This is a genomic window from Pseudomonas sp. NPDC088368 (assembly GCF_044753445.1).
Classification (GTDB): Bacteria; Pseudomonadota; Gammaproteobacteria; order Pseudomonadales; family Pseudomonadaceae; genus Aquipseudomonas; species Aquipseudomonas bambusae.
In genome coordinates, this window is record NZ_JBIVNG010000002.1 from 376539 (window position 1) to 400221 (window position 23683).

A 23683-nucleotide genomic window follows, 5' to 3' on the forward strand; every position below is an offset into this window, starting at 1 on the left:
CACCTAAAACGCCCGGGAGATACACGTGACGCAATCCATCGCACAACCCGCAACAGGCAAAACCATTACCTTCAAACGCCCTGACGGCAAAGACGTCAGCGGCTATCTGGCCACCCCTGAGAAAACCGAAGGCGCGCCGGCCATCGTGGTGATCCAGGAATGGTGGGGCCTCAACGATCAGATCCGTGGCGTCGCCGACCGTCTGGCAGCCGCAGGTTATCTGGCGCTGGTGCCTGACTTGTATCGCGGCGAAGCCACGGTCGAGGAAGAGGAGGCCCATCACCTGATGAGCAAACTCGACTTCGCCGATGCCGCCACCCAGGACATTCGCGGCGCGGTGCAATACCTGAAAGGTCATGCGCAAAAAGTCGGCGTGACCGGTTTCTGCATGGGCGGCGCGCTGACCTTCCTGTCCTTGAACTTCATTCCCGAGTTGTCGGCAGGCGTGGTGTTCTACGGGTTCCCGCCGCTGGAATACCTCGATCCGAACGCCATCAAGGTGCCGGTTCAGGCGCACTGGGCGACGCAGGACGACTTCTTCGCGATCGAAACCGTGGACGAGTTGGAAAAGAAACTCGGCGACGGCGGGGTAGACCTCGAATTCCATCGCTACCTCGCGCACCACGCGTTCACCAACGAAACCGCCGTGGGCCACGGCCGGATTCCCGGCACCCAGTACGACCCGGTCTGGGCGCAACTGGCGTGGGACCGGACCTTGACCTTCTTTGGTCGGACGTTGTGGGGTTGATGATTTAATCCCATCACACCGCCAAACGCTGCGGGAGGTTCTGGAGGTTACGACAGTCGCGGAAGGGGTGTGTCAGACAACACCTATTCGCTGCCGTCGTTCCTCCGGCGTCTCCCACGGGATGGGGTTTGCCCCGGGATGTGTGGACTGCACCCACCCTGTGGCTGCCGGAGGAACGACGGCCGCGATGGCGAACGCACATTGCCGAATGTTTCCGTTTGAAATATATTGCGAACCATTCCCATTTGCTTGCGTTTCTCACCATGCCCGTTTCCTGCTCTTCCTCCCATTCCCACCAAGGCGTTGCCATCCTGTATGGCGCTCATCACGGCTGGCTGGTGAATTGGCTACGGGGTCGTCTGGGCTGTTCCCATCAGGCCGCCGATATGGCGCAAGACACGTTTATGCGCGTGCTGCTGGCGGACCGCAACCAACCGATCACCCATGAACTGATCGAGCCCCGACACTTTCTGGTCACCATTGCCCGACGGGTCATGGTCGACAGTTTTCGGCGTCGGTCGGTGGAAGAGGCCTATCTGCACGTCCTCGCTGAACAGCCCGAACGTTACGCCGTCGCCCCGGAAGAACGCCTGATGCTGCTGGAAACCCTGCACGCGCTGGACGCGATGCTCAGCGGGTTGGGCAAGCGGGTGAAAGAAGCCTTCCTGCTCTCGCAGTTGCAGGGCTTGGGTTACAAGGACATTGCTGAACAACTGGCCGTATCAGTAAGTTCGGTGACCAAATACATCGCCCGCGCCACCGAGCACTGCCTGCTGTTCCAGCTGGAACACGGCGCGTGAACCGTTCCCCCGAACATCAGGCTCTGAGCGCAGCGGCCCACTGGTTTGCGCGAATGGGCGCTACGCCCGGTGACGCCACGATGCAGCGCCAGTTCCAGAGCTGGCACGACGAAAACCCTTTGCACCCTTGGGCCTGGCAGCGGGTCGCGCTGTTGCAGGCGCAACTGGGCAATGCCAAGGGCGCGCTGGGTTATCAGGTGCTGGATCGCGCAGGTCGCGCTTCATTCGGGCGACGTGGCGTGCTTAAAACGGTTGCGCTGGGTGTCGGTCTTAGCGCGCTTGGCTGGGCGGGGTATCGTGAAGCGCCCGTGTTGCTCGCCGACCTGCGCACCGGCACTGGCGAGCGCCTGACCCGCACGTTGGCCGATGGCAGCACCCTTGTCCTGAACACGGCCAGCGCCGTGGACATTGTGTTCAACGCCGAGGCCCGATTGATCCTGCTGCGTGAGGGCGAAATTTTCGTCCAGACCGCCAAGGATGCCCGACCCTTCATCGTGCGCAGCGCACAGGGTGAGATGCAGGCACTGGGTACCCGTTTCAGCGTGCGGCAGCGAGACGGCGTCACGCAGTTGGGCGTGTTTCAGCATGCGGTCGCGGTTCGCCCTGAAGGTGCGCCGGGGGAGCAGACGATCATCGACAGCGGCCAGGCCGTGAGCTTCAACGCCCGCACGCTGTTCGACCGTCACCCGCTGGACCCGCTGGCTGACACGTGGATCAGCGGGCGACTCGTGGTCGACGGCTGGCGGCTGGACCGTCTCATCGTTGAATTGCAGCGCTATCGCAGCGGATACCTCGGTTGCGCGCCAGAGATTGCGCACCTTCGGGTCTCGGGTTCCTATCCACTGGATGACATCGATCTGGCGCTGTCAGCGATTGCCCGCTCGTTGCCGGTCAAGGTGGTGCGCTACACCGATTTCTGGATGCGTCTGGTGGGGCATCAAGCGTCCCAGACTGCGTAAAAACTACTGCGCTCGATGATGCTGCGTTAAAAACAGGCGAAAAATGCTCATTTAGAACACCTAGACTCCGCTTTTTCGCCTGTTTTTGCCTTGCCTCATCTTCGCTCGTGACGTTTTTACACACTCTGGTCCGTCTGATTTTTTTTATTTTTTTCAAGGTGGCATTGTCGATTTGCGCACGCTCGCGCGACTCCTTGTAAGAAACCCTTACAACGCCCTAGAAGGGCACCAGGAGCCAGCATGCGCACCCCGTCGACACCCGCCACCCGAAATCCCTTTGCCTTCACGCCGCGCAACACCTTGAGACTCGCCGTGCTCGGGGCTTCCCTCGCGTGGCTGGAGCCGGTCTTGCTGGGTGGGGCGTACGCGCAGGCGGCCAGCGTGCAGAAAAACTACGCCATCGCACCGGGGTCGCTGGGCGCGGTGTTGGGGCGGTTCGCCAATGAAGCGGGGGTGGTGTTGTCGTTTCAGACGGGTTTGACCGATGGCAAGCAAAGCGCCGGACTCAACGGCACCTACAGCGTCGAACAGGGGTTTGCGGCGTTGCTCGCGGGCTCGGACCTGATCGCCACCCCCGGTGCCCAAGGTGTTTACGTGCTGTACCGCGCCGAGAAAACCTCGGCCCTGCAACTCGGCGCCACCAGCGTCGTCGGCGCGGGAATCGATGAGACCACCGAGAACACCGGCACCTACACCCCGCGCCAGACCAGCACCGCCACCAAGATGGGGCTGTCGCTGAAAGAGACCCCGCAGTCCGTCACCGTGATCCCGCGTCAGGTCATGACCGATCACCACTTGGCGTCGCTGGACGACGTGGTCAAGTTCACACCGGGCCTGTCCAGCAACCACCGCGACAGTGATCGCTACACCTTTTATTCACGCGGGTTCCAGATCCAGAACTTCGAATACGACGGCATTCCATCGCAGACCGCCAATGAATCCCAGCAGTACACCAGCACCCTCGCGGACATGGCGATTTACGACCGCGTGGAAGTTGTGCGCGGCGCCACCGGCCTGTTGAGCGGGGCGGGCACACCGTCGGCGACGCTGAACCTGATTCGCAAACGCCCGACCTCGGAGTTTCAGGGCTATGTGTACGGCGAGGCCGGTGCCTGGGACCGCTACCGCGCCGAGGCCGATGTGGCGGGGCCGTTGACCGACAGCGGCAACGTGCGGGGGCGGCTGGTCAGCGTGTATCAAACCGCCGGTTCCTTCATCGACGCGTACAAGACCGAGAAACGCGTGATGTACGGCGCGGTGGACGTGGACCTGAGCGAAGACACGCTGCTGCGCTTCAGCCTCGATTATCAGAATAACGACTCCGACGGCGTCAGCTTCGGCCACATCCCGTTATTCAACAGCAACGGCACCGCGACCCATTTTTCCCGCTCGTTCAACCCCGGCGCGAAATGGAGCTATCTGGACAACACGCAGTACAACTTCAGCACCGTGCTGGAACAGAAACTTGCCAACGACTGGACCCTCAAAGCCGCCTACACCCATCAGTACGGCTACCGCCACGGCGTGGTCGGCTCGGCCAGTGCCGGTGCGCCGGACTTCGAAACCGGCGGGGGCGTGCGCATGTACGTCAACCGGCTGGACAGCTACCAGACCCAGGACAACGGCGACCTGTACGTGACCGGGCCGTTTGAACTGGGTGGCCGCGAGCATGAGCTGGTGTTCGGCGCCAACGTGGCGTACACCCACCTCAACTACCCGGACTATGAGCGTGCGACGCCCTCGGTCGACAATATTTACACCTACGATGGCAACCCCGGTGGCAAGCCGCACTTGGGCAAAACCGGTGAAAACCTGACGCGCCTGAGTCAGAACGGCGTCTACGGGGCCGTGCGCTTGAAACCGACGGATGCGCTGTCGGTGATCCTCGGCACGCGGGTCAGTTCGTGGACGGAAAAGGACGACAGCAGCGACGACTTCACCGGCGAATCCACCAGCCGTGACCGCACCAAAAAGACTGGCGTGGTCACGCCGTACGCGGGCGTCATCTACGACCTGAACGACACCTACTCGGTCTACGCCAGCTGGACCAGCATTTTCCTGCCACAGACCTTCTACAAAACGGCAAGCAACACCTCGCTCAAACCGCTGGAAGGCGACAACTACGAGGTGGGTCTGAAGGGCTCGTTCTACGACGGCGCGCTGAACGCGAGCGTTGCGCTGTTTGAGGTGAAGCAGAAGAACACGCCGCAATTCGTCGACACCGGCGAAGACGGCCGTGAGGTGTATGAAGCCATCAGCGGCACCACCACGCGGGGCATCGAGACGGAAATCTCCGGCGAAGTGCTGCCGGGGTGGAACGTCATCGGCGGCTACACCTACCGCGAATCCCACGACAAGGATGACAATCGCGTCGAAACCAACCAACCGATGAACCTGTTCAAACTCGGCACCACCTATCGCCTGCCGGGCGAACTGAACAAGCTGACGGTGGGCGGCAACATGACCTGGCAGAGCGACATTTACGCGGTCAACGAAGACTTCGGCACCAAGGCTCATCAACGGCCGTTCGGCGTGGTCGGGTTGCTGGCCAACTATGAAGTCGACTCGCACCTGAGCGTGGGTTTGAACGTGAACAACCTGTTCGACAAGAAGTATTACGACGGGCTGGGCACGTTCAACTCAGGGTCCTACGGCGACCCGCGCAATGCGGTGATCAACGCTCGCTGGAAATTCTGAAGGACAGTGGCGTAACGGCTCAGGCTGGACGTTTGGGCGGGATCGCATAGGTCCCGACCACATGGGCGACTGCGTCCGGCAGCCCCTCGGAATACAGCGACACCTCACCAATGGCCAGGGTCTTGCCGACCTTCAGCAACTGACACTCGGCCACGATCCGCCGCCCGGCCTCGGGTTTACGCAGGAAATTGATCGTCAAACTGGTGGTCACCGCCAACGGCACGATGCCAATTGCCCCCAACACCGCGACGTACAGCGCCACATCCGCCACCGCCATCAACGTCGGCCCCGACACCGTCCCGCCGGGCCGCAAGTCCGACTCATCGACCGCCTGAGAAACCGTCGCGGTCTTCTCCCCAACTGCTTCGATCACGATCCGCGTCTGCGGAAACTCCTGCGCGATAAACGCCGCAATCTGTTCTTTGCTGGCCATGACGACTCCTGAGTGATGGGCAGCGCAAGACTTGACGAGCGGGCGGGGATTGTCAACGGAGCAATGCGGCCAAGCCGCTGCCTCGTTCAGTGGCCGTTCTCTGTAGGAGCGAATTCATTCGCGAAAGATGTATCAGACGATGGATATGTATCGGATGTTCCGGCCTCTTCGCGAATGAATTCGCTCCCACAGGGGAGTATGTGTTCCGTCTGAACGGCGGAGGTTGGCCGTAGTTGATGCCGGGCGCTACGAAGATGTTGCTGGCTGGCCGAAGACTCAACCTGTGGGAGCGAATTCATTCGCGAAAGGGGGTGTGGTCGATGGAGATGCGTCGGTTGTGACGGCCTCTTCGTCGGAATGCCGCCCAGAATAAATTCGCTCCCACAGGGGGACGGTGTTTTGCCTGATAGGGATGTGTTGCCCTTAGTTGACCTCGCGGGTGCTGCGGAGACATTTTAGGCTTGCCGAAGACTCAACCTGTGGGAGCGAATTCATTCGCGAAAGGGGGGTGTGGTCGATGGAGATTTGTCGGCTGTAACGGCTTTTTCGTCGGAGTGCCGCCCAGAATGAATTCGCTCCCACAGGGGGCACGGTGTGCGACTTGAGTCAGCGGGGTCTATGCGGTTGGCGATGGTCATATTTGGAAAAATACCGAAGCGTACGATCTTCACACGCACGACTAGGGTGAGTAGGTACTAATCACTATCAGAGGTCGAGCGTGCTTAACCCATCGCAATCCCATCGTCTTCGCTCAGGGCGATTTTCTGAAACCGGCAGGGTGTATTTGATCACCTCGGCAACTGAAGGGCGTCATCCGGTTTTTTCGCGCTTTTGCCTGGGGCGTCTGGTGGTGGATGAGTTTCGCCGCGCTGACCGAGAGGAGATCGCGGCTTCGGTGGCATGGGTGGTGATGCCTGATCACATTCACTGGCTAGCGGAGCTAAAAAGCGGATCACTGGATCAATTGGTAAAGCAGGTCAAGGCGAGAAGCGCGATCGCTGTGAATCGAACGACTCACCGCCGAGGAAGGGTCTGGCAACAGGGTTATCACGAGCGGGCGCTGCGGTATGACGAGGATCTGAAGGCTGCCGCACGATACATCATGCTGAACCCGGTCAGGGCCGGTTTGGTTCAGCGTGTTGGAGACTATCCGCTGTGGGATTGCATGTGGGTCTGACGGGCTGGATGAAGAAAGTAGGGGCGGCGCGATCTTCACTGTGCGAGCGAATTCATTCGCGAAGGGGGTGATGGCCGATGGAGATGCATCGGATGTACCGGCATCTTCGTCGGAATGCCGCCCAGAATGAATTCGCTCCCACAGGGGGGGCGGTGTTTTGCCTGATAGGGAGGTGGTGCTCGTTGTTGACATCGCGAGTGCTGCGGAAATATTTCTGACTGGCCGAAGACTCTAACTGTGGGAGCGAATTCATTCGCGAAAGCGGACTTTCAGGCAAAGAAGATGCAGCACCTGGGCCGACGATTCGCGAATGAATTCGCTCCCACAGGGGGAGTGGCTGGCTGAAGAGAGGCTTCGATCTTCGGCATGAAAGCCCACCCTGGGGCCTTGTGAACGCCATCGGGCTCATGCCGAACGGCCATAGGGGCATCACGCCGACCAGACAACGCCACACATCCTGAACTAATCTTGCCCTTCGACTTCAGGTCACGGACGGTGATGGAGCAGGGCGCGCATGCATAAGCTGGTTATCGGTATCGATCTGAGCACAACCACCTGCAAGGCCATTGCCTGGGACGCGCGGGGCGTGTTGGTGGCCCAGGCGCGGGCGCCGTTGGGGCTGTCGCGACCGGCGCCGAATGCGTATGAGCAGGACCCGGAAGACTGGTGGCGGGCCACGCAACAGGCGGTCACGGCGCTGATGCGGTTGGTCGAAGGCTCGGCCATCGCGGCCGTTTCCATCGTCAATCAACGGGAAACCGTGGCCGTCACTGACGCCGAGGATCGCCTACTGCGGCCCGCCATTCTCTGGCTCGACGAGCGTCGCAAAGACGAGGTCGCCGCCCTCTGTCATCGCGTTGGCCACGAACGTCTGCACAGCATCACCGGCAAACCCCACGACTGGGCGCCGGCCATTTACAGCCTGGCGTGGCTGGCCGATGCCGAGCCGGAACTGTTCCGGCAGATTCGCCACGTTTACGAACCCCACGCCTGGCTGGTGCGCAAACTCACCGGTCAGTTCGTCACCAGTTGGGCCAGCGCCGACCCGTTTGGCGCCTTCGACATTCACCAACATCATTGGGCGGATGACGTACTGAGTGCATTGCCGATCCCCCTCGACAGCGACTGCTTCCCCACGGCATTCGCTCCTGGCTCGGTGCTGGGCGCAGTCACGGACGATGCCGAAACCCTCACCGGTCTGCCCGCCGGCACGCCCGTGGTTGCAGGCGGCGGCGACGGTCAGGCGGGCGGGTTGGGGATTGGCGTGGTCAGCGCAGGCACGGCCTACCTGAATCTGGGCACGGCCATCGTCTCCGGTGTCTACGCCAAAACGCCCCGCGTCCACGACGCCTTTCGTACGTTGTGCGCCATCGATCGCCAGGGCTACGTGCTGGAAACCTCGCTGCGCTCCGGCACCTTGCTGATCAACAGCCTGCTCAAACAGTTTTTCGAGATCGACGTCGTGGCCCAGCCCGACAGCTTGATCCGTCTGGAAATCGACGCGTCGCGGGTAGCCCCTGGCAGCGCGGGTCTGATGCTGTTGCCGTACTGGAACGGCGTGATGAACCCTTACTGGGATCAGGACGCACGGGGTTGTCTGCTGGGGTTGTCGCCGGACCACGGCCGCGCGGAAATCTACCGCGCCGTGCTGGAAGGCATCGCGCTGGAACAGGCCGTCGCCACTCAACACATGGTGCAGGCGACCGGCGAGCCGGTGAACACCTTCGTCGCCATTGGCGGAGGCGCTGCGAGCCGGTTGTGGTGCCAGATCATCGCCGACATCACCGACAGGCCGGTGATTCGCGCCACGACGCAAGAAGCATCAAGTCTGGGCGCGGGCATTGCGGCGGCCGTCGGAGCGGGTTGGTACGAAGATTTCGCCAGCGCCGCGCAGGTGATGACTCAGGACGGCGAGACTTTTCTGCCCAACCCGGCGCTGCGGGACTTCCATCGCGAGCTATTTGCGCTGTACAGCGAACTCTATCCCCGCCTGCGGGATTTGTACCCGCGTCTGGCCCAGCTCGGTTCACGTTTCAACCCGCGCTGAAACCCCCGTCCACGGTCAGCGTCACGCCGTTGATCATCGCCGCATCGTCGCTCAGTAGAAAAGCGATGGTCGAGGCGATTTCGCTGGGCTGAACGAAACGCCCCAGCGGAATGCGCGACAGCATCGACGCGGACTTGGCCGGGTCGCTCCAGGCTTTTTCGGCCATCGGCGTCAGCGTCACCACCGGGTTAACGCTGTTGACCCGAATCCCGTGCGGACCCAGTTCCACGGCCATCACCCGCGTCATGGCGTCCAGCGCTGCTTTCGACGCGCAATAGGCGAGGTGATCGCGCGTGCCCACCGCTGCGGCCAGGCTCGACACGTTGACGATGGCCCCCGGCACGCCGCGCGTGATCAAATCTCGGGCCACCACTTGGGCGATCACCATCGGCGCCCGGGTGTTGACAGCCATCAGGTGATCGAAGGTCTCTACCGAGGTGTCGAGGATCGACTCCAGCTCCACGACCCCGGCGCAGTTCACCAGTAGGTCGATGGGCAGCATCGTGGTCACAGCGGCTTGGGTCGCCGCTGCATCGGCCAAGTCCACCACCAACGTCTGTTCGCAGTAATTGAGGTCGTCCGGGTTGCGCCCCAAGGCAATCACCTCCGCGCCGCAGCGGGTCAGCCACTGCACGGTCTCGCGGCCAATGCCCTTGCCCGCGCCAGTGACCAGAATGCGTTTGCCGAGGAAGTCGTGGGTGGCCATGGTGTGCGCTCTCATCAAAGGTAAAGTGATTCACAGATTCTTTTACGCGGCCAAACCTGTGGAATTCATTCTGGGCGGCATTCCGACGAAGGTGTGGGTACAGCCGGTCAATTTTCTTCGTATGTATTGAGGCTTTCGCGAATGAATTCGCTCCCACAGGGTCAGTGTTTTGCCGTCTGACGAGTGATCGCCTGCGAACGGTCAGTTGTCCTGGGCCAGCAATTCAAGGGCGGCGCTTTCGTCGATCACCAATTCATGGACCACGTTGCGCAGCAGCACGGCGCGAATGATTTCCGCCTTGTACGGGCCGCCCGAGACCAGCACCACTTTCTTGATCTTGCGCAGGTCATCGGGGTCCAGCGAGATGGCCCGTCGGTTCAGCGGGTGATTGACCTCGATGCCGTCGCGGTCCAGCCAACGGCCAAGCAAATCGCCCACCGCACCGGCGGCGCGCAGGGAGCGGGCGTCTTTCGGGTTGACCAACCCCAGTTCGAGCATCAACGAGCGTTCGCTCAAATCCCCCACGGTCAGCAATGCCAGATCAGCCTGGCGCGCCTTGCCCAACACGTCCTGCACCGAGGCTTCTTCGAGGATCATGCTGCGGTACTGCTCGGACGGCGCGAACAGCGGCGCCGCGAGGTAGTAATAGGAGCCGCCGAACAGCGTGGCCAGGCTCGACGCGATTTCCACGGTGTTGTTCGCCGAGCCGTAATGCAAACCGCCGAGCAGCGACACCACGGTCATGTTCGGCAGCGTGCGGCCTTGCAGTTCACGCACCGCCTGACGCAGCGTGCGACCCCAACCGACCGCGATGATCGAGCCGTCGACGAGGTATTCCTCGATGCTCGGCGCCACCCCGACGCCGAGTACACGAAAGATGGTCGACGGGTCGTCAGGGGAGGGCACGACGGTCACGCGTTCCAGCCCGAATCGCTCCTGCAACTGGTCTTCCAGCGCGATGCACGACGCCAGCGGCGAGTTGATGCGGATCTGCACCACGCCGGTTTCGCGGCAGGTGGCAAGGGCCTTGTTGACCCGCAGACGGGTGATGCCGAGGCGGTCGGCGATCTGCTGCTGGGTCATGTTGTTGACGTAGTAGTACCAGGCGATACGGATGTTCAGTTGGTCCTCCGCGTTCACCGGGTCGGTGTCGGGGGAGAACTCGGGATAGCGGTTCTGCACGGCAGTGTCCTTGGCGCGGGAAGCGACGCGCCTACTTTACGGCGCCCATGGTCAGACCTTGTACCAGATGCTTTGAAACCATCAACGCGAAAATGATCACCGGGAACACGATCAGCGTGCCGGTGGCCATGATCTCGCCCCAGGGCAAATCGTAGCCGCTCATGAAACTGGTGGCCGTGACCGGCGCGGTGCGGGCGGCGTTGCGGGTCAGCACCAGCGCATACAACAGCTCGTTCCACGAGAAGATGAACGAGAAGATCGCCGACACCGCGACCCCCGGCATCGCCAACGGAAGCGCGATGCGCCAGAAGATCGTGAAGCGCGAGGCGCCGGACAGTCGCGCCGCTTCGTCGAGGTCCTTCGGCACGCCGCGAAACTGGTCGGTGCAGATCCACACCACGATGGGCAGGTTGAACGTCAGATAAACCAGAATCAGCACGAGGTGGGTGTCGATCAGGCTGAGGTTGCGCGCCATGAGAAAAATCGGCAGCGCCACGACAATCGGGCTGAGCATCCGGTTGGTGATGAACCAGAACCACAGGTCTTCCTTGCCTTTGAATTCAAAGCGCGCCAAAGCATACGCCGCTGGGGTGCCGAGGCCGACCGACAGCACCGTGGTGCACGCCGCGACGATCAGCGAATTGCCGAGGCTGTGCAGCACGTCGCGCTCGAACAGCACTTTCACGTAGTTATCCAGGTGCGGGGTGAAGGCCCAGATCGGCGGTGAAGCGAGGGCTTCGGCCTGGGTCTTCATACTGGTCGCCACCATCCAGTAGAAGGGGAATACGGCGAACAGGAAGATCGCCAGCAAGCCCACGAAATGCCAGGCGTTGACCTTCATCTTCGGTTTGATCCGCACGGGGGCGGCCACGACTTTTGCAGCGGAAACGGTGGCCATGTCAGATCTCCCGGTAGACGAATTTGATGTACAGCCGCGCCAGCACGATGGTCAGGATCAGCAGCAGAATCGCCTGCGCCGACGCCACGCCCTGATCGAACACCCGGAAGCCGACGCGCTGGATGTAGACGCTGACCAGCTCGGTGGCCGCGCCCGGGCCGCCACGGGTCATGGTGAACACGGTGTCGAACATTTTCAGGATGTCGGCGGTGCGCAGGATCAGGATCACCGTGGCGCTGGGCAGCAAAAATGGCAGCTGCACATAGCGCACGATCTGCCAGCGGCTGCGGGTTTCGAGACGCGCGGCTTCTTCGATTTCGTTGGGCACCATGGTCAGCCCGGCGAGCAGCACCAGGGCGCAGAAGGGCGTCCATTGCCAGATGTCCATCAGCGCCACGGCGATAAAGGCGTTGGTGGTGTCGCCCAGCCATTCCACGGGGCCGACGTTGAGCATCGCCAGCAGCGCATTGGCAACACCGAAATCACGGTTGAAAATCAGCCGCCCGATCAGCCCGGCGACGGCAGGTGCTGTGGCCAACGGGATCACCAGGCTCATCCGAGCCAACAGCTTGAACCCTGAGAGGCCGGGTTTGTGCAGGAGCAGGGCGATGACCAGGCCGAGGGCCAGTTGAATCGGGACGACCGTGATCAGGAACAGCCCCGTTCGCCCCAGCGCCGCCCAGAACGACGCGTCGTTGAGGACGTTGAGGTAATTGTCGAAACCGATGAACGGCGTCGCGTCCTTGGGACGGGCGAGGTTGTACTGGCGAAAGGAATTCACCAGCGCGAACACCGTCGGGAAAATCCCGATCAACGCCAGCGCCACAGTAGCGGGGGCGAGGAAGGAAAAGGCTGCACGGGTGTTGTTCCACAGGGTGGGGAACACCGGTTTTTTGTTTTTGGACATAGCGCGTGAGTCTCTGGAGGTCTGCTTCTGCCGGAGGCGTAGGAGCGAGGCTTGCCCCGGGCTGCGATCAGACGATCGGCTGGGAACCGGCCGTAAAACCTGTGCCTTCGGTATACCTGAAACACCGTGTAGGCCGGTTTTGCTGACGCTTCGCGCCAGATCGTCTGATCGCAGCCCGGGGCAAGCCACGCTCCTACGGCCTCCGGCCAGAATCAAGAGCGGTGTAGGTCTGTTACTTCAGTAACTTCACCTTGCCATCGTAGTAACCGGCTTTTTTCAGGATGTCCTCCATTTTGGTCCCGATCGCCTTGGCGCCGTCCGCCACGCTCGACTTGCCGAGCATGATCGCGGTGCCGTTTTCGCCCACCACTTCGGACACTTCAGGCCATTGCGGGAAACGAGGGCGATAGTCCGGCACGCCGCCTTCCCACGAGGTCACCATCGGCTGCACGAACGGGTACTTCTTCTGCACGTCCGGGTCTTTGTAGACCGACATCCGGCCACTCACGCCACCTGCTTCCAGGTACGGTTTGGCCATCGCTTCCGACGTCACCCACTGAATGAACAGCCACGCGGCAGCTTTCTGTTTGTCCTCGGATTTGGAATTGACCCCCAGCGAGAACCCGCCCAGTGCAGGCTTCAGACCGGCCGGGCCTTTGGGTTCGGTGGCCACGGCCAGGCAATCGGTGATCTTGGATTTGCTCGGGTCGGCCAGGGTGCCGTAGAACGCCGACCACTCGGTAATCATCGCCACCTTGCCTTGGGCGAGGGCGTTGACCGCTTCGTTGTGGTCGTAATCGACGATGCCCGGCGGCATGAACTTCATCAGGTCCTGACGGAATTGCAGGCCTTGTTGCGACTCTTTCGAATTCAGGTTGGACTTGAAGTTGGCGTCCAGCAGCGACCCGCCGAACGGCCAGAGGAAACGCATGAAACTGTCCGCCGACTGCGTCTCGCCGCGTCGCGATTGCAGCGCGTAGGCGTAGCGATCCTTGGCCTTGTCGGTAAGCTTCGGACCGTAGTCCTTGAGCACTTCCTCCCACGTCGCAGGCGGCTTGTCGAACCCGGCGTCCTTGAGCATGCACTTGTTGTAAAACAGCAGCCCCGAATAGTTATCAAAGGGCAGGCCATAGGTTTCATCACCCCAGCCGCCGAAGGATTTGAGAAGGATCGGGAAGAAGCCGTCGAGCTTCAAATCCGGGTCCGCCAGCTTGCTGTCCTTGGTGAAGGTGGTGATCGGTTCCAGCCAGCCGTTGCCCGCGAATTCGCCGATCCATACCACGTCGGTGAGCACCACATCGAGCTGTTCGCCGGACGTGAAACTCAGCACCTGACGCTCGCGGCTGTTTTCGTAGGGAATGGTTTCGTAACTGACCTTGATCCCGGTTTTCTTCTCGAATTCCGGCAGCAGTTTGATGGCGGCGGCGTATCCCGGACGGTCGAGGAAAATCGCCTTGATTTCCGTGCCCTTGTAAGGGGCCGAGGCTTCTTCGAGGGTCCAGGCCTGCGCTGCGCTCGACCCCAGGGCGGACCCTAGCGCAACCGACAGGGCCAGGGCGTTCCATACCAGCTTCTTCATGACGTGACCTCTTTTATTGTTGTGGATGAGGAGTACGCGGTGTGCGCGGCTGCGCGTGTCTAAGTCATCTAATCCGGGTGCGGCAGCACGATGGTTTTCAAAGCGCCGTCGAGGAATTCCGAGGGGTAGCTGAACGCCTCCGTCGCCTGTTGCAGATCGAAGCGATGGGTGACGAGGCAGTCGACGTCCACCGTCCCTTGAGCCACCAGTTGAATCGCCCGGTCGTACACATGGCCCATGCGCCGTGACATGCGGATGTCCAGCCCCTTACGCCGCAGCAACGACGCGCTGAGCGGGGTGTATTGATCGCCATCGGGAATGCCCACCAGCACCACGCGCCCACCGATGCGCGCGGACTGCGCGGCGATCTGAAAACCTTCCGGGGAATTGGTGGCTTCCAGCACCAGATCGACGCCACGACCCTGGGTCCATTCGGCAATCGCCGCGTGATCGGCGGCCACTTCATCGGCGCCCAACTGCCGGGCTTTTTCAGTGCGGTAGTTGATCGGGTCGATGGCGTAAATGGCTTTCTTGCACAGCCTTCGTGCCAGTTGCAGCAGGCACAGGCCGATAGGGCCGCAGCCGATGATGGCGACGGTTTCGAACAGTTTTTTCGTGCCTGCCAGGTCCATGGCGTGAATCGCCACGCCCAATGGCTCCAACATCACCGCCTGCACCGGGGTGAAATGGTCAGGGACGGGGTAGATCTGACTTGGCGAGACGACGATGTATTCGGTCATCGCGCCGTGGGTGTGCGGGGGAGCGCCAAGGAATTGAACGTGGGGGCAAAGATTGACGTGGCCGCGATGACACCATTCGCATTGGCCGCAGGGTTTGGCCGGATCGACTGCCACCAGTTGGCCAGCCTTTAGTCCGAGGGCGGGTTGATCGTCGACGACGCGAGCGGCGAACTCATGCCCGGCGATGAACGGCTGCGTGATTTTGGCGTGGCCGATGGCGCCTTCCTTGAAGTAATGAAGGTCGCTGCCGCAGACGCCGACCGCGCTCACGCGCAGCAACACCTCGTCGCCCACCGGCACCGGCACGGGCTTTTCACCGATGCGGATGTCCCGGATGCCATGGATATACGCAGCCCGCATTCGGTGTGCTCCTTGACATTTGTATTTTTAGAATTACAAATGATCGTAGAGCGAAATGAATGGCTGTCAAGTTCCGGAATGAACAAGCACCTGTAGGAGTGAGCTTGCTCGCGATGGCGTTCTATCTGTCATGAATATGGAGGCCGACAGTCCGCCATCGCGAGCAAGCTCACTCCTACAATTGATCGGTGTTGCCAAGACCACAACAACAATAATTTCAGGGGATACGATTTTGACTGAGCTCAGTTTGAGTGGCGTCGAGAAAGCCTATGGCGACATCAAGGTGTTGCATGACATCCATCTGAGTATCGAAAGCCGCGAGTTCGTGGTCTTCGTCGGGCCGTCCGGGTGTGGCAAATCGACCTTGCTGCGCTGCATCGCGGGCCTGGAAAGCATCACCCAGGGACAGATTCGCATCGGCACGCGGGATGTGACCTACCTGGAACCGGCCGATCGCGGCGTGGCCATGGTGTTCCAGTCCTACGCGCTGTACCCGCACATGTCGGTCTACGACAACATCGCCTTCGGCCTGAAGATGCAGAAACTGCCCAAGGATCAGATCGAAGCCAAAGTGCGCAACGCCGCCCGTATCCTTCAGCTCGAACCTTTGCTCGACCGCAAACCCAAGGCGCTCTCCGGCGGACAACGGCAGCGGGTGGCCATCGGGCGCGCCATCGTCCATGAGCCGGAAGTGTTCCTGTTCGACGAGCCGCTCTCCAACCTCGACGCTTCGCTGCGGGTGCAGATGCGCATCGAGATCGCCAAACTCCACGCCGACCTGCAAGCGACCATGGTCTACGTCACCCACGATCAGGTCGAAGCCATGACCCTGGCCGACAAAATCGTGGTGCTGAACAAGGGCGGCATCGAGCAGGTCGGTTCGCCGCTGGAGCTGTACCACCACCCGCGCAACCGCTTCGTCGCGGGGTTCATCGGCTCTCCGCAGATGAGCTTTCTCCAGGTCTCGGCAGCAGCGGTCAGCGCCGACGGCGTGCAGGTGAATTTGCCAGGCGGCGGGACCTTGTGGGTGCCGGTCAACGGTGAGGGCGTCAAACCCGGCGACCCGCTGACGCTGGGTTTGCGTCCGGAACACCTGTCCGAAAAAGGATCAGGCGAAGCGCAAATTCCTGCGCATGCCAGGGTCGTCGAACACCTCGGCGGTGAAACCTTCACCCACGCTGAAACCGACGACGGCAGCGACCTCATGATCAAGGGCGACGGTTTGTCCTCGGTCAAAGCCGGGCAGGCGTTGTCGATTGGGGTGTCGGGTGCGCGGTGTCATTTGTTCGATGAACAGGGGCAGGCATTGGCTCATCGGCGGCATTACACGGCGCTGGCGGCTGAGGCGAATGGGCAGGCTTCCGGCCCGGCGGCGGTGGCGAGGTAGGCCTACCGCATTCGCGACGGTCGCACAGCTCCAGCAGATCCCACAGGTTAGGTGTCGGTCGGAACTTCCCCGCAGACCCCATCACCTGTAGGAGACGCCGGAGGTTGCGACGCCAGCGATGGTCAGTGTGACCTCAGATCGGCCATCGGTGCGAGCAACCACAGCCGCATAAAAAACGTGCGTGTTCTGATCATGTTTCGGGCGCTTCGCAAGGGTCTGCAAACAGGTCAATACCCCCGGCTCACGGCGCCTATTGCGTAAAGTTAAAATGCCACTATGCTGCTGTTTCGGCGAGCTATGCTGAAGGTTGCTGTTGTACCTCGGCGTCTCTACCCCCTAACAATCCATAACCAGTCGACGACAGCTTGCGACGTTCCGATTCACCCGATGGGCGCCCTTGGAAACGGCCATCGACGGTGACGCGGGTGCAGGACCGATCGGCCTCAGCAGAAGGTTCGACGATGCGCCTCTTTTCCCTTTCGATCTGTCTCACCGCGATCATGTTCGCCGGCCAGACCGTGGCCGCTGAAGCCACGCCAGAGCCTCAAGCGGTGGTCAGTAAAGCTCAGGTTCTCGAAGAAAAAGCCGCCGAAAAGGACGGCCCCACCCCAGCGGTGCCCAGCAGTCAGATCATCACCAAATCCGAAGCTCAGGCGGTGGACCCGGCGGGCGTGGCGTCGGTGGACGATGCGCTGGTCTGCCTGTCGCGGACCATCTATTGGGAAGCCAAGGGCGGCACGGACGCTGATATGGAAGGGGTGGCTGACGTGGTGCTCAATCGCCTCGGTCATGAGGGTTATCCAGACACCATTTGCGGCGTGGTGAAGCAGGGCGTCGAGAAAAAGGCCTGCCAGTTTTCCTGGTGGTGTGATGGGCGTTCTGATCAGGTCAAAGAAGACGACCGCTACGCCGCCTCCAAAGAAATCGCCCGCAAGGCCCTGAACCAGCAGCTCACCGACCGCACCAAAGGCGCCATGTATTTCCACGACCGCAACGTCAAACCGGCGTGGGCGTCGGAATACCTGCGCACCGCCGAGACCGGGAAGTTTCTGTTTTACAAGCCGAAGGATGGCAAGGCGAAGTGATCGATCCGGTTCACCGCCCGCTTATGCGGCGAAGCAGCAGTAAAACCTGATCCCCGGTACAGATGACACAGCGCACGCACCGGATTTGCTGCCGCTCCGGTCGGGCGCGACCCCGGGCCGATCGTAGGCAAGCCAACTCCTACGGCCTTCGGCCAGAATCAAAAGCCTCGACAGCGCTGCCAATCTGCTTCTGCCGAAGGCGTAGGAGTTGGCTTGCCTACGATCTGGCGCGAAGCGGCAGCGAATTCGGACACCTTGGTTGTGCCAGGCAGACCGCATGCGCAGGATTTGCGACTGCTGCGGTCGGGCGCGACCCTGGGCCGATCGCAGGCAAGCCAGCTCTCACGGCCTTAGGCCAGAGTCAAACGCCCCGAACCGCAGCACGCCTGTTACTGCTGCACCCCAAACATCGCTGTCCAGTAGATCCCTGCGTCGCTCTTCGGGTCCACTGCGTACGAGGCGCCGAGTTCGCGGAAGGCGGGGTTCATGATGTTGGCGCAGTGCCCGGGGCTGGCCAGCCAGCCTTCGACCACTTTGCGGGCGCTGTCCTGGCCTGCCGCGATGTTCTCGCCAATCGCCTGCCCGATGTAACCCGCCAGTTCTGCCCGGTCGCCTGGCGTGCCGCCGTTACGGCCTTTGTGGTCGAAATAATTGTTGTTGGCCATGGAGCGCGTGTGACCTTCGGCGGCGGTCGCGAGGGTGTCGTTCCAGGTCAGCGCCGAAGCAGGGCCGTAAGGTTGGCCACCACACTGGTGAGGCACGCTGCGGGCGGCGTTGATCAGCCCGAGCATTTTTTGCCCTTCCGCCTGTGAATTGCCCAGACCACCGGCCAGCAACGGACGCGCCAGCACGACGCGCCAGTCGCGGTCATTGCGGCTCACGCCCACGTCGACGAACTGCGGATTGAGCACCACCTGACAGAAACTCTCCTGAATCGCTTTCATCGCCGACTGCGCGTCCCGGGGGCCGGAAAGGCTGATCGCCTGCACGGAGACCATCGGGTACGAGGCCCGGGCCAGCATCGGTTGCAGGTCCACGGCGCCACTGGCCGGGAGGTTCAGGCGCGGGTCGGTGTTCAGTGGCGGCAGCTCCTGAGACACGACATTGGCGCAGGGCTGCGCCTCGCTGCGGTAGGTGTTGATGGACTGGATCAATTGCGTTTCTTCGCTGGCCAGCGCCGTCCCGGTCAACATCAGCAGCCCTGAAATGGCCGCAAGACGCGTGAAAGTTGTGAAGCGCATGAAGATCTCCCTTGAGCTGACTGCGGCCATGATGCGCGATTTTGCCTGTTTCGAAATAGTCTGAGCCGAAGAATCCACGGAGGTTGCAGTGCCGTGACAGGTTTTTGCAATGGCAAAAGGGAAAAACTGTCGGGTGGGGCAACACCGAGGGCTCCCGGCGCTGTAAGAGTGGACCCCCGTCAGCCGCAGGGATCGAGCCCCGTTCAATACGAGAGGCCGTACATTGACGGCCCATTCCTGGACGGCATAGTTGTTATCGCCACGCCCTGTCTACTGGGCCTCGGCGCGACTTGAGAGGATGAGCTCACCCAATGTTCATCACTCACAAGGACTACCGCCATGACCCTGCAAGCCACCCTCGACGCCTTCAAAGCTGATTTCGTCGCCGGTAAACCGCCTTACAACGCGCCGCCTCAGGTGCACGTCATCATGAAGCGCGCCACCGATGAACTGATCGCCTCTGGTCAGGCCGAGCGCACGCTGAAGGTTGGCGACAAGGCGCCGGTCTTCACGCTCAACGATCCTGACGGCAACCCGGTGTCCTCCACCGAGCTGCTCGCCAAGGGGCCGCTGGTGATCAGTTTTTATCGTGGCGTCTGGTGCCCTTACTGCAACATGGAGTTGCAAGCCCTCGAAGCGACGCTGCCGGAGTACCAGGCGCTGGGCGCGAGCCTGGTGGCGATCTCGCCGCAAATCAAAGCCAACAGCCGCAAATCCGTGCGTCAGAACAACCTGACGTTCCCGATCCTCAGCGACGAGAAAAGCCAGGTCGCGGACGCTTTCGGCCTGCGCTTCGCGCTTCCGGATTATCTGGTCGACCTCTACAAAGGCTTCGGCAATGACTTGCCGGCCTTCAACGATGACCCGGCCTGGGTGCTGCCGATGCCTGCGCGCTTCGTCATCGGTCAGGACGGGCTGATCAAATACGCCGAGGTCAACCCGGATTACACCCAGCGCCCTGAACCGACCGATTTGTTGCCTGCCTTGCGCGGCTGAGTCATCGGTGCAAAGCGAGCCGTCACCCTGTGTGGCGGCTTTTTGCGTTCACAGGTTTTGCAGCCCGTTGAATGATCGGCGATGCTGCGCGCACTGCCTCGATTGACAAGGAACCCCGATGGACCGTCTCGCCGCGATGGAAACCTTTATCTGCGCCGTCGAAACCGGCTCGTTCTCGGCGGCGGCCAAGCGGCTGGGCGTCGGTCAGCCTGCCGTCTCCAAATCCATCGCCGCGCTGGAAGAGGCCCTCGGCACGCGCCTGTTATTGCGCACCACCCGCGGCCTGACGCCCACCGAAGCAGGGCAGACCTATTACGAGGCCGCCCGGCGCACGGTGGATCAGGCCAACGAAGCCGACGCCGCCGTGCAGGGTGCGGGCGCCGGGTTCAGCGGGCGGTTGCGGGTCAGCGCGGCAGTGACCTTCGCCAGCCTGCACGTGGTGCCGTACCTCGGGCCGCTGCTCAAACAGCACCCACAGCTGAACATCGAAGTCGTGCTGGATGACCGCAGCGTCGATCTGGTCGAAGAGGGGATCGACGTGTCGTTGCGCATGGGCGCCCTGGAAGACTCGTCGATGACGGCGAGGAAGATTGCCGAAGGGCGTCGCCGGATCATCGCCACCCCCGCGTATTTCCAGTCCCACGGTGTGCCGAAACATCCGCGTGACCTGGTCAGCCATCAAGGGGTGATCTACAACCGCAGCGGGGGCGGCGATACCTGGGCCATGCGCAAGGGCGACGAAGTGTTCAGCGCCTCGGTGGCCGGTCGTCTAAGGGTGTCGGCAGCGGAAGGGGTGAGGGCGGCGGTCAAGGCCAACCTCGGCCTGGTCATGGCCTCGGAATGGATGTTCGCTCCGGAGCTGGCCAGCGGCGAAGTGGTGACCGTGCTCGACGACTGGACGTTGCCCTCCATCGACCTGTGGGCCGTCTTCCCGGCCGGGCGCATGACCAGCGTCAAGGCCCGGGCGTTCGTCGATTACGTGGCGGCATTGCTGGCGCACTGACAAAACCTCAGGCGCCTCACTCGACCTGTGGGAGCGAATCGATTCGCGATGTGGAGGCCAATCCAACACCGATGGATCGAATGTGCCGACTTCTCGTCGAGTGCTGCCCAGAATGAACTCACCTACACAGTCGAGAGCCGCTGATGTGGCGACTGTCTCTCACTCATCGAACCCGTAAAGCTGCGCCGGGTTGTCCACCAGAATGGCCTGCCGCGCAGCGTCGCTGTCGGTCCAGTCCAGCAACAGGTCCAGCAGGTCGGCGTCATCGGGTTTATGGGCTTCGGTGACGTGGGGCCAGTCGCTGCCCCAGACCATGCGCTGCGGTGCCAGTGTGGCGAAGTCCTGGGCCAGCGAGCGCACATCGGCGTAACGCGGTCCGCCCTGCGCGGTATTCAGGTAGGGACCGCTGAGCTTGACCCAGGCCTTGTCGGCGTCGATCAGCCGCGCGATAAACCGAAATGCCGGGTGGCTGGCGTTGGAACCCACGGGCATCCGCCCCATGTGATCGAAGACGATCTGTACCGGCAGGTTCGCCAGCAGCGTTTGCTGTTCAACAATCTGCTCCGCGGCCATATGGATCTGCAGGTGCCAGCCGAACTCGGCGACGCGCTCGGCCAAAGGTTTGATCATCTCGACGCTGACCACCTGATTGCCCGCATTCCACAGGCTGAAGCGCAGGCCGCGAATACCACCCTCATGCAGCGTGATCAGCTCTTTGTCGGTGACGCGGGTGTCGACCACCGCAATGCCACGCGCCTGCCCCCGCATGTGTGCGATGGCGTCCAGGGTGCAGCGGTTATCGGTGGCGTAATACTTCGGTTGCACGATCACCGCACGACGCAGGCCGAGGGATTCGCGAACCTTGTGGTAGTCGGTGATCGATTGCCCGTGGGCAGGCGGTGTCGAAGGGTCAGTCGGGGCGAAGCGCGGGTCGATGATATGGATGTGCGCGTCGCAGCTGTTAGCGGGTGTTTTCAGGTCAGCAGTTTTCATAGGTTCCTGGCTCTTCAGGCTCGCTTTCAGGGCATACATCCATTTCTGTGGGAGCGAATTCATTCGCGATGCGGCGTGACAGGCGATGAATTGCGATTGACTTCACCGACGTCTCGCGAATGAATTCGCTCCTACAGGGGGGGGGCGTGTGGTGAGTTTTTACACCAGCAACAACAACGCCGCGCCGTACGCCACCATCGCCACCAGAAAGGTGACAAAGGTAAAGCCCAGCACCCGCTGCACACCGACGCCCGCCATGGCCACGACGGGCGCGGCCCAGAATGGCTGCATCATGTTCGACACCTGCTCGCCCATGGCCACTGCCATGGTGGTGGCGGACAGCGAGGCGTGCAACTCCACCGCCGCTGGAATCGCGAACGGCCCTTGTACCGCCCAATGTCCGCCACCGCTGGGGATCAGGAAGGTGACCAGCAGCGAACACACGTAGCTCCAGAACGGCAGGGTGTGGGTGGTGGAAATCGCCACGAACAGCTTGGCGATCACCCCCGGCAGACCGGTGGCCTCCATCATCCCCATGATCCCGCCGTAAAGCGGGTATTGCAGGATCATCGAGCCGCTTTGTCTGGCCGCACCCTTGACCGCGTTGGCGTAAGCCAGCGGGTAGCCGTGCAGGATGATGCCGAGGGTGAACATGATCGCGATTACGCCGTTGACCCCGGACAATTGCAGATGCCCGGTGAACGAATACGCGACGATGGCAATGCCCAGCGCGCCCATGATCACACTGCCCAGCGGCGAATATTCGAGGAATTGCGCGAAGCTGCGTTTGCCTTCGGGGCGTTTGGCAGGTTCCGGGTCCGGGTGTTGGGTGATGTCCAGGCACACCGCGTCTTCATCCTTGGGGCGCAGGGCCGCGAGGACGAACGGCATGATCACCAGCAACCCCAGGGTCGGCACCATGTTGTAAGGCACGAACACCATGTCACCCAGGCTCAGGACATGGCCGGTGAGTTTTTCCACGACGTTCATCGGGTTGCCCGGTGTGGTCTGGGCCAGCACGATGGAGCTGGACAGCCCGCCTGCCCAGACCACCCAACCCGAGAATCCGGCCGCCACCAGCCACGCGAAATCGACGCGCATGCGTTTGGCGATTTCCCGGGCGAGCAGGGCGCTGAGGACCAATCCGAAGCCCCAGTTGAAAAACGAGGTGACCGCCACGCACAGGAAAATCATCGCACCGGCTTGCGCAGGGGTGCGTGCAAAGGCAACGAGGCGAGTGAAAAAACGCTGCACGATGGGCGCGTGGGCCAGCGCGTGGCCGAGCACCAGCACCAGCGTGATCTGCAGCGCGAACGTGAAGATGTTGCAAAAGCCCTTGTACCAGCCCCCCAACAGCGCATCGAGAGAGGCGTTCGGGGCCACCAGCAACGAAACGACGGCCACGATGAACGTGATGAAAATCGCCAGCACGAACGGGTCGGGAATGGTCCGCTCGAACAGACTGATCGTGCTGTCGGTGAAACGGGTGCGCAGGCTACGCGGGGCCGTGATCGCAGTGTTCATGTGCGAGGGCCTCCGTGCAGACGGAGGGGTTGCGTGGTGCTGTTCATGGGGTGATCCCTTTTATTGTGGTTGTGGGAAATCGGTTGAATCAAACGCTCGGGCCGTGAGCCTGGACGCGGGTCCCCTGTGGGAGCGAATTCATTCGCGAAAGGCCGGTACTTCCGACTCCCCTTCTGGCGGCTGTACCACCGCATCGCGAATGAATTCGCTCCCGCAGGGTT

General features: G+C 61.8%; 20 protein-coding genes. 10 read left to right on the forward strand and 10 right to left on the reverse strand.

The features are described from left to right. Nucleotides 1-25: 25 nt before the first annotated feature. The 4 genes from ACIQAL_RS05150 (at nt 26) to ACIQAL_RS05165 (ending at nt 5204) form a co-directional block, all read left to right on the forward strand. Nucleotides 26-748 carry a dienelactone hydrolase family protein gene (locus ACIQAL_RS05150; RefSeq protein WP_401143181.1) on the forward strand — a complete coding sequence of 241 codons (723 nt, stop codon included), beginning with the start codon at nt 26-28 and terminating at the stop codon, nt 746-748. Between the two features lie 263 nt (nt 749-1011). Then, nucleotides 1012-1548 carry a sigma-70 family RNA polymerase sigma factor gene (locus ACIQAL_RS05155; protein WP_401143183.1) on the forward strand — a complete coding sequence of 179 codons (537 nt, stop codon included), beginning with the start codon at nt 1012-1014 and terminating at the stop codon, nt 1546-1548. Next, entirely contained in the window at nt 1545-2507 is a 963-nt protein-coding gene (locus ACIQAL_RS05160; protein ID WP_401143186.1) for a FecR domain-containing protein, read from the forward strand. Before ACIQAL_RS05155 ends, ACIQAL_RS05160 begins: the two co-directional genes overlap by 4 nt. A gap of 240 nt (nt 2508-2747) precedes the next feature. Further along, nucleotides 2748-5204, forward strand: coding sequence for a TonB-dependent siderophore receptor (locus tag ACIQAL_RS05165; RefSeq protein ID WP_401143189.1), 2457 nt, complete (start codon nt 2748-2750; stop codon nt 5202-5204). Between the two features lie 19 nt (nt 5205-5223). Here ACIQAL_RS05165 and ACIQAL_RS05170 read toward each other — a convergent pair whose 3' ends face one another. Then, complete coding sequence (locus ACIQAL_RS05170) at nt 5224-5637, reverse strand: PaaI family thioesterase (protein WP_401143192.1); 414 nt, start codon at nt 5635-5637, stop codon at nt 5224-5226. Nucleotides 5638-6355: 718 nt separating this feature from the next. Between ACIQAL_RS05170 and ACIQAL_RS05175 the strand changes: the two genes are divergently transcribed. Both ACIQAL_RS05175 and ACIQAL_RS05180 read left to right on the forward strand, forming a co-directional pair. Beyond that, nucleotides 6356-6814, forward strand: coding sequence for an REP-associated tyrosine transposase (locus ACIQAL_RS05175; RefSeq protein ID WP_401143194.1), 459 nt, complete (start codon nt 6356-6358; stop codon nt 6812-6814). 514 nt (nt 6815-7328) lie between these two features. After that, nucleotides 7329-8861 (forward strand): FGGY-family carbohydrate kinase, encoded by a 1533-nt coding sequence (locus tag ACIQAL_RS05180; protein ID WP_401143197.1) that lies wholly within the window; start codon nt 7329-7331, stop codon nt 8859-8861. Here the strand turns inward: ACIQAL_RS05180 and ACIQAL_RS05185 are convergent. The 6 genes from ACIQAL_RS05185 to ACIQAL_RS05210 all read right to left on the reverse strand — a co-directional run bounded on the left by ACIQAL_RS05185 (nt 8848) and on the right by ACIQAL_RS05210 (nt 15233). Then, nucleotides 8848-9567 (reverse strand): SDR family oxidoreductase, encoded by a 720-nt coding sequence (locus ACIQAL_RS05185; protein ID WP_401143200.1) that lies wholly within the window; start codon nt 9565-9567, stop codon nt 8848-8850. The genes ACIQAL_RS05180 and ACIQAL_RS05185 overlap by 14 nt on opposite strands. A 201-nt stretch (nt 9568-9768) precedes the next feature. Then, nucleotides 9769-10749: a sugar-binding transcriptional regulator gene (locus ACIQAL_RS05190; protein WP_401143203.1), complete on the reverse strand. Its 981-nt coding sequence runs from the start codon at nt 10747-10749 to the stop codon at nt 9769-9771. Between the two features lie 31 nt (nt 10750-10780). Beyond that, nucleotides 10781-11647 carry a carbohydrate ABC transporter permease gene (locus ACIQAL_RS05195; RefSeq protein WP_401143206.1) on the reverse strand — a complete coding sequence of 289 codons (867 nt, stop codon included), beginning with the start codon at nt 11645-11647 and terminating at the stop codon, nt 10781-10783. 1 nt (nt 11648) lies between these two features. Continuing rightward, nucleotides 11649-12554, reverse strand: a complete 906-nt coding sequence (locus tag ACIQAL_RS05200) for a carbohydrate ABC transporter permease (RefSeq protein WP_401143208.1) — start codon at nt 12552-12554, stop codon at nt 11649-11651. Nucleotides 12555-12786: 232 nt separating this feature from the next. Beyond that, nucleotides 12787-14133, reverse strand: coding sequence for an ABC transporter substrate-binding protein (locus ACIQAL_RS05205; RefSeq protein WP_401143212.1), 1347 nt, complete (start codon nt 14131-14133; stop codon nt 12787-12789). A gap of 68 nt (nt 14134-14201) precedes the next feature. Continuing rightward, nucleotides 14202-15233, reverse strand: coding sequence for a zinc-binding dehydrogenase (locus ACIQAL_RS05210; protein WP_401143215.1), 1032 nt, complete (start codon nt 15231-15233; stop codon nt 14202-14204). Between the two features lie 232 nt (nt 15234-15465). On the opposite strand from ACIQAL_RS05210, the gene ACIQAL_RS05215 reads away from it, so the two are divergent. Continuing rightward, nucleotides 15466-16620, forward strand: a complete 1155-nt coding sequence (locus ACIQAL_RS05215; RefSeq protein ID WP_401143218.1) for an ABC transporter ATP-binding protein — start codon at nt 15466-15468, stop codon at nt 16618-16620. 500 nt (nt 16621-17120) lie between these two features. Continuing rightward, nucleotides 17121-17705 (forward strand): cell wall hydrolase, encoded by a 585-nt coding sequence (locus ACIQAL_RS05220; RefSeq protein WP_341964563.1) that lies wholly within the window; start codon nt 17121-17123, stop codon nt 17703-17705. 389 nt (nt 17706-18094) lie between these two features. Here ACIQAL_RS05220 and ACIQAL_RS05225 read toward each other — a convergent pair whose 3' ends face one another. Next, nucleotides 18095-18946, reverse strand: coding sequence for a CAP domain-containing protein (locus ACIQAL_RS05225; protein WP_341958414.1), 852 nt, complete (start codon nt 18944-18946; stop codon nt 18095-18097). 339 nt (nt 18947-19285) lie between these two features. Between ACIQAL_RS05225 and ACIQAL_RS05230 the strand changes: the two genes are divergently transcribed. Both ACIQAL_RS05230 and ACIQAL_RS05235 read left to right on the forward strand, forming a co-directional pair. Next, complete coding sequence (locus tag ACIQAL_RS05230; protein WP_401143222.1) at nt 19286-19942, forward strand: peroxiredoxin-like family protein; 657 nt, start codon at nt 19286-19288, stop codon at nt 19940-19942. 118 nt (nt 19943-20060) lie between these two features. After that, on the forward strand, nt 20061-20945 hold the full coding sequence (locus ACIQAL_RS05235) for a LysR family transcriptional regulator (protein WP_401143225.1): 885 nt from the start codon (nt 20061-20063) through the stop codon (nt 20943-20945). A gap of 159 nt (nt 20946-21104) precedes the next feature. Here ACIQAL_RS05235 and ACIQAL_RS05240 read toward each other — a convergent pair whose 3' ends face one another. Both ACIQAL_RS05240 and ACIQAL_RS05245 read right to left on the reverse strand, forming a co-directional pair. Further along, a complete protein-coding gene (locus tag ACIQAL_RS05240; RefSeq protein ID WP_401143228.1) occupies nt 21105-21938 on the reverse strand; it encodes an amidohydrolase family protein in 834 nt (277 codons plus the stop codon). 159 nt (nt 21939-22097) lie between these two features. Beyond that, nucleotides 22098-23462 (reverse strand): short-chain fatty acid transporter, encoded by a 1365-nt coding sequence (locus ACIQAL_RS05245; RefSeq protein ID WP_401143230.1) that lies wholly within the window; start codon nt 23460-23462, stop codon nt 22098-22100. Nucleotides 23463-23683: the final 221 nt, after the last annotated feature.

What these genes read in the sequence shown, in the direction of transcription:
- ACIQAL_RS05155 (WP_401143183.1), top strand. Translation starts at nt 1,012, where the DNA reads ATGCCCGTTTCCTGCTCTTCCTCCCATTCCCACCAAGGCGTTGCCATC.
- ACIQAL_RS05165 (WP_401143189.1), top strand. Translation starts at nt 2,748, where the DNA reads ATGCGCACCCCGTCGACACCCGCCACCCGAAATCCCTTTGCCTTCACG.
- ACIQAL_RS05170 (WP_401143192.1), bottom strand. Translation starts at nt 5,637, where the DNA reads ATGGCCAGCAAAGAACAGATTGCGGCGTTTATCGCGCAGGAGTTTCCG.
- ACIQAL_RS05180 (WP_401143197.1), top strand. Translation starts at nt 7,329, where the DNA reads ATGCATAAGCTGGTTATCGGTATCGATCTGAGCACAACCACCTGCAAG.
- ACIQAL_RS05185 (WP_401143200.1), bottom strand. Translation starts at nt 9,567, where the DNA reads ATGGCCACCCACGACTTCCTCGGCAAACGCATTCTGGTCACTGGCGCG.
- ACIQAL_RS05195 (WP_401143206.1), bottom strand. Translation starts at nt 11,647, where the DNA reads ATGGCCACCGTTTCCGCTGCAAAAGTCGTGGCCGCCCCCGTGCGGATC.
- ACIQAL_RS05200 (WP_401143208.1), bottom strand. Translation starts at nt 12,554, where the DNA reads ATGTCCAAAAACAAAAAACCGGTGTTCCCCACCCTGTGGAACAACACC.
- ACIQAL_RS05205 (WP_401143212.1), bottom strand. Translation starts at nt 14,133, where the DNA reads ATGAAGAAGCTGGTATGGAACGCCCTGGCCCTGTCGGTTGCGCTAGGG.
- ACIQAL_RS05210 (WP_401143215.1), bottom strand. Translation starts at nt 15,233, where the DNA reads ATGCGGGCTGCGTATATCCATGGCATCCGGGACATCCGCATCGGTGAA.
- ACIQAL_RS05220 (WP_341964563.1), top strand. Translation starts at nt 17,121, where the DNA reads ATGTTCGCCGGCCAGACCGTGGCCGCTGAAGCCACGCCAGAGCCTCAA.
- ACIQAL_RS05225 (WP_341958414.1), bottom strand. Translation starts at nt 18,946, where the DNA reads ATGCGCTTCACAACTTTCACGCGTCTTGCGGCCATTTCAGGGCTGCTG.
- ACIQAL_RS05230 (WP_401143222.1), top strand. Translation starts at nt 19,286, where the DNA reads ATGACCCTGCAAGCCACCCTCGACGCCTTCAAAGCTGATTTCGTCGCC.
- ACIQAL_RS05235 (WP_401143225.1), top strand. Translation starts at nt 20,061, where the DNA reads ATGGACCGTCTCGCCGCGATGGAAACCTTTATCTGCGCCGTCGAAACC.
- ACIQAL_RS05240 (WP_401143228.1), bottom strand. Translation starts at nt 21,938, where the DNA reads ATGAAAACTGCTGACCTGAAAACACCCGCTAACAGCTGCGACGCGCAC.
- ACIQAL_RS05245 (WP_401143230.1), bottom strand. Translation starts at nt 23,462, where the DNA reads ATGAACACTGCGATCACGGCCCCGCGTAGCCTGCGCACCCGTTTCACC.